The following is a 4,341-nucleotide window of genomic DNA, read 5'->3' as shown; positions in this document are numbered from 1 at the left end:
TTCCGTCTTGGCGCAACGCAGCAACTAACTTCTGTGTAGCTTGGGGGTCTTCAGTTAAATCAAAAATTTCTTTTTGCGGTCGTTTATCCTTAGCTATAATCGAACTAGTTTTTTGCTTAGGCAATTTGTTAAAGGAAACGGCTGTAATACTTGTGTTAATGGCCTGATTTAAAGCAGAAAAGCCTGCTAAATGACTAACACTAACTGAACTTAAAACGGTTATAACAGCTGGTAATTTGCACTTGCCAGTAATTGCGCCTTGCTCCAATTTCATTTCAAAATTAAGTCCTGCATCAATTGCTGAAAGATGATCATAGTAATTTGACCCTAATTGGGTCGCAATCATTGCACTTAATTCAGTCCAGCCTGTACATCCTGCCAATATTAAATCGTAATTCTTATCTTGCTCTTTTAGGTAGTGGACAAATTCCTGCGCAATATAGTTTTGCTGCAAAGGATCATTAACATCACCCGCAGTAATCTTAATTGCTTTATCAGCACCTAAAGCCAGTGCTTCATGTAGAACCCTTTCAGCTACCTGGTCTTGTTCAAAAGTATAGGCATCAATTGTGCCGCCTTCTTGTTCAATCAGCTGCAGAGCATACTCTAGTGCACTTTTGTCTTCCTCACTCAAAAATAAGTTATTAGAATGATAAGTCACTTGTTTATGATGCGAAGTATACGTTTTTGAATTTACCGCTGCTTTTGCAATCACTGCAATTTTCATTTGAATTCCCCCACTTAGCCTAAATAATTCTTACTGACCTCACGGGCAATAGTCATTCGTTGGATTTCATTAGTTCCTTCCAAAATTTGGAATCCTTTAACATCACGCATCAGTTTTTCAACTGGATACGCACGAGTATAGCCATATCCACCTAAAATCTGGACTGCGTCCGAAGTTACCTTCTGTGCCGTGTCCGTAACAAAAAGTTTAGTCATTGCACCTTCTTGACGAACTGAAAGGTTATTGTCCATCATTTTCATCGTATTGTTGACAAGCAGCCGAGACGTTTCAACTGCCGTTGCCATATCTGCTAACATATTCTGGACGGATTCAAACTGCGCTATTGGCTGGTTAAATTGCTGCCGTTCATTAGCATATTTTGCTGCTTCAGACAGTGCTCGCTGCATAATACCGACAGTTAAGGTCGAAACATAGGCACGAGACAAATTTAAGCTGTTTAACGCAATATTAATTCCCCGTCCTTCTTTACCTAGCAAGTTTTTAGCTGGAACATGAACATTTTTAAATCCTAAGGGAACAGTATTTGATAATCGCAACCCCATTTTATCTTCGTGTTTTCCGACCCATATTCCAGGGCTATGGCGATCAATCATAAAAGCAGATAGCCCGTGATTGCCATTATCAGAAGTCCTGAAGATACCAATAAAGATATCTGCGATACCACCATTTGTGGCAAATGCCTTATTACCGTTGAGAATATATTCATCACCATGACGAACTGCAGTTGCTTTTACCGAACCCGCGTCAGAGCCCGCATCGGCTTCTGACATTGTGAATGCGGCGAATTTACCATCTTCAATTATTCGGGCAAATTCACGCGTTTGCTCTTCAGTTCCAGCTAACATTACACACCGCAGTGCAACAAAGGAGGTAATTAAAGTTAACGCATAACCTGCATCATATTCCGCAATTTTTTCAAAAACTAAGGCAGAATCTTCATATGAAAGCCCTGCGCCGCCATATTCTTTGGGGATTTCAAGCATATGAAGTCCCATTTTGATTGCCGGTTTAAATAGGCTTACTGGACAATCGCCTTCCTGATCATATTTTTTAATAATCTCTGGGCTAAGATAACGATCACCAAATTCCTGTGCCAAGTGAATGTATTCTCTTTGTGCTTGTGTATATTGTAATGTCATCTATTTCACCTATTTAAGCGGCTCATCTAAATGCCGCACACCACTAGCTGCACCTGATGCAATCATTGCCGCAATCTTTGCATCACTATAGCCAAGTTCATCTTTTAAGACTTCGCGCGTATCAGATCCTTGTGCACGCGAAGGCGTTAAGGTTGGCTTACCTTGTGAAGCAAATCGAACTGGATTAGTTGGGATATAACGTTTAGCACCAGATGGAAATTTCATTAACCGGATCTCATCATTATCAAGCGCCTCAGGATCCTGGTAGATTTCTGTTGGAATTTGACACGCCTCAAGGGGCAAGTCTTCTTTGCCAAATAAATCAATCCAATATGCTAATGGCTTTTGCTTGAATGCATCTTCCAAAATAGCTATCACTTCGCTACTAGTACCATTTGCGTTCAATGTATCCATTTTGTTATAGCGCTTATCGCCACAAACATCGTCACGGCCAATATCGTGCATCACTTTATCAAAGTCACGATCATATTCTGGAACACATAGAACAAACCACCGGTCATCTGCAGTTTTATAAGTATCATTGAACGGATTAGTGACTTCTCGCCGGCTTTTAGGATAAACATTACCGTATTGCGCAGATACCATTGCAATGTTTTGCATAAAAATTGCTGCATGGTTCAAATTAACCACGACTTTGTCACCTTTTCCGGTTCTTTGTGCTTGAAGTAAAGCAGCACAGATTCCTGCCGCCAAAGTCATTGACACCTGAAAATCACCGTAGCCATTTACGGGATTGTAAGGATTGCCGCCCTTATCAACCGTTGTGCCTTGAACACCGCCACGTGCTTGATAAGCAGTTGCATCGTAACCCGCTGCATCTTTCTTAGGACCAAATTCACCGTAACCACGGTCTTGGGCGAAAACCAGTTTAGGAAACTCTTGATGCAGTTCTTCCCAAGTAATTCCCATGTGTGCCAAGCTTTTGGTCCGCACTGAAGTAAGAAAAACATCTGCCGTTTTGAGTAAGTCTTTGAATGCTTGCATCCCATCTGGTGTCTTCATATTTAAAGTGACAAACCGCTTGTTCATGTTGGAAACATCAAAGCCCAAATTTTCATCATCTTCATATTTCATGCCAAAAACGGCACCTTGGGTTCGCCCAGCATCACCTTTGGGAGCTTCTATTTTAATTACATCAGCACCCCATTCGCCAAGCACCCTGCCAACAGTTGGTGCAGCCAAAAATTGCGTCAAATCAATAACTCTGATTCCCTTTAATATTTCATCAGCCATTTTTTATCTCCGCATTAGTTATAATTAAAGAGGATTGGAACTAATAATTTAATTTATTAGCTTCAGCCCTCCCAAGTTAGAATATCGCTTTATAAACTAGTAATTGGTGTCTGACCACCATCGTTGATCAGTAATCTCCCTGCTGTTAAGCGCTGAACCGAACGTGGTCCTTCCTCAAGCCACATTGCCCGGCAATCGCGGTATAACCGTTCAGCTGGGCCATAGGGATTGTCTTGGAAGTAGCCAATTCCACCAAAAATCTCTAACATATAATCAGAAACCAGCTTAACAGTATTAATACTTTCAAGTTTAGCTAATGACGCCTTCTTGGTAATATCCTTTCCTTCATCGTAGTCTTTAGCTAAATCCCATAACATCAGCCTAAGTGCATGAACTTTAGCACCCATGTCGGCAATTTCAAAAATGATTGATTGCCGCTTGCATAATGGCTTACCGAAAGTTACCCGGTCTTTAGAGTATGCAATCGACATTTCCAACATTCTTTGAGCCATTCCTAAGTTAGAATCAGCAATATGTGCACGCGATAATGATAGCGAAGAGATTGCAACTTTCATTCCTTCGCCACGTTTACCCAACATAAATTTGTCTGGCACACGCATATCTGTAAACTTTAAGTCGGCATGACCAGCACCGCGGCACCCCATCATCAGTGGCATTTCATTAGCTTCAAATCCGGGTGTATTTGTTGGGACAAAGAATGCAGATAAACGCTCATCACCTTCTTTATCAGGATCGGTAACAACGATTAGATAAGTAAAGTCAGCTACATCTGCATGAGAAATCAGCGTCTTTTCCCCGTTAATTACCCAGTCATCGCCGTCTTTAACAGCCAAGGTATGCAAATCTGCACCCGTACCGCCACTTTTTTCAGTTAAGGCAAAATTGGCATAAATTGATTTGTCCTGAAATTTATCCATATACTTATCTTTTAATTCTTGGCTACCAAAATTATCAAGAATTCGCCAATTCATGTCAGAAGCATGGTGCAAGTGCATCCTAATACCACCTTGAGTACGAGAAAATTCTTCTTGTACTTGTAGAATTTGTTTTTCACTTAAACCCCAACCACCATATTGTTTTGGCAATGCAAAGCGATACAGGTCATGCTTAATTGCTATTGGGAAAAAGTCTTGTGGAAACTTACGATTTTCTTCAATATAGTTAGTCATACGGTCAAAT

At 40.8% G+C, this 4,341-nt stretch carries 4 protein-coding genes; all 4 read right to left on the bottom strand.

All coding sequences use genetic code 11. The annotated features are described in order from the left end of the window. A partial coding sequence (locus J3U69_RS03330) for a hypothetical protein (RefSeq protein WP_416381934.1) occupies positions 1-727 on the bottom strand: 727 nt, incomplete at its 3' end. A 14-nt stretch (positions 728-741) separates the two neighbouring features. Continuing rightward, a complete protein-coding gene (locus J3U69_RS03325) occupies positions 742-1,887 on the bottom strand; it encodes an acyl-CoA dehydrogenase family protein (RefSeq protein WP_267413027.1) in 1,146 nt (381 codons plus the stop codon). A 9-nt stretch (positions 1,888-1,896) separates the two neighbouring features. Then, positions 1,897-3,141 (bottom strand): CaiB/BaiF CoA transferase family protein, encoded by a 1,245-nt coding sequence (locus tag J3U69_RS03320; protein ID WP_267413026.1) that lies wholly within the window; start codon positions 3,139-3,141, stop codon positions 1,897-1,899. An 89-nt stretch (positions 3,142-3,230) separates the two neighbouring features. After that, positions 3,231-4,341, bottom strand: a 1,111-nt coding sequence (locus J3U69_RS03315; RefSeq protein ID WP_267413025.1) for an acyl-CoA dehydrogenase family protein, incomplete at its 5' end; no start/stop codon positions are given.

It is taken from the genome of Lactobacillus sp. B4026 (assembly GCF_026535825.1).
In the GTDB taxonomy this organism is placed as follows: Bacteria; Bacillota; Bacilli; order Lactobacillales; family Lactobacillaceae; genus Lactobacillus; species Lactobacillus panisapium.
Note: the sequence above shows the minus strand (reverse complement) of the source record. Positions and strands in the feature narration are given on the sequence as shown.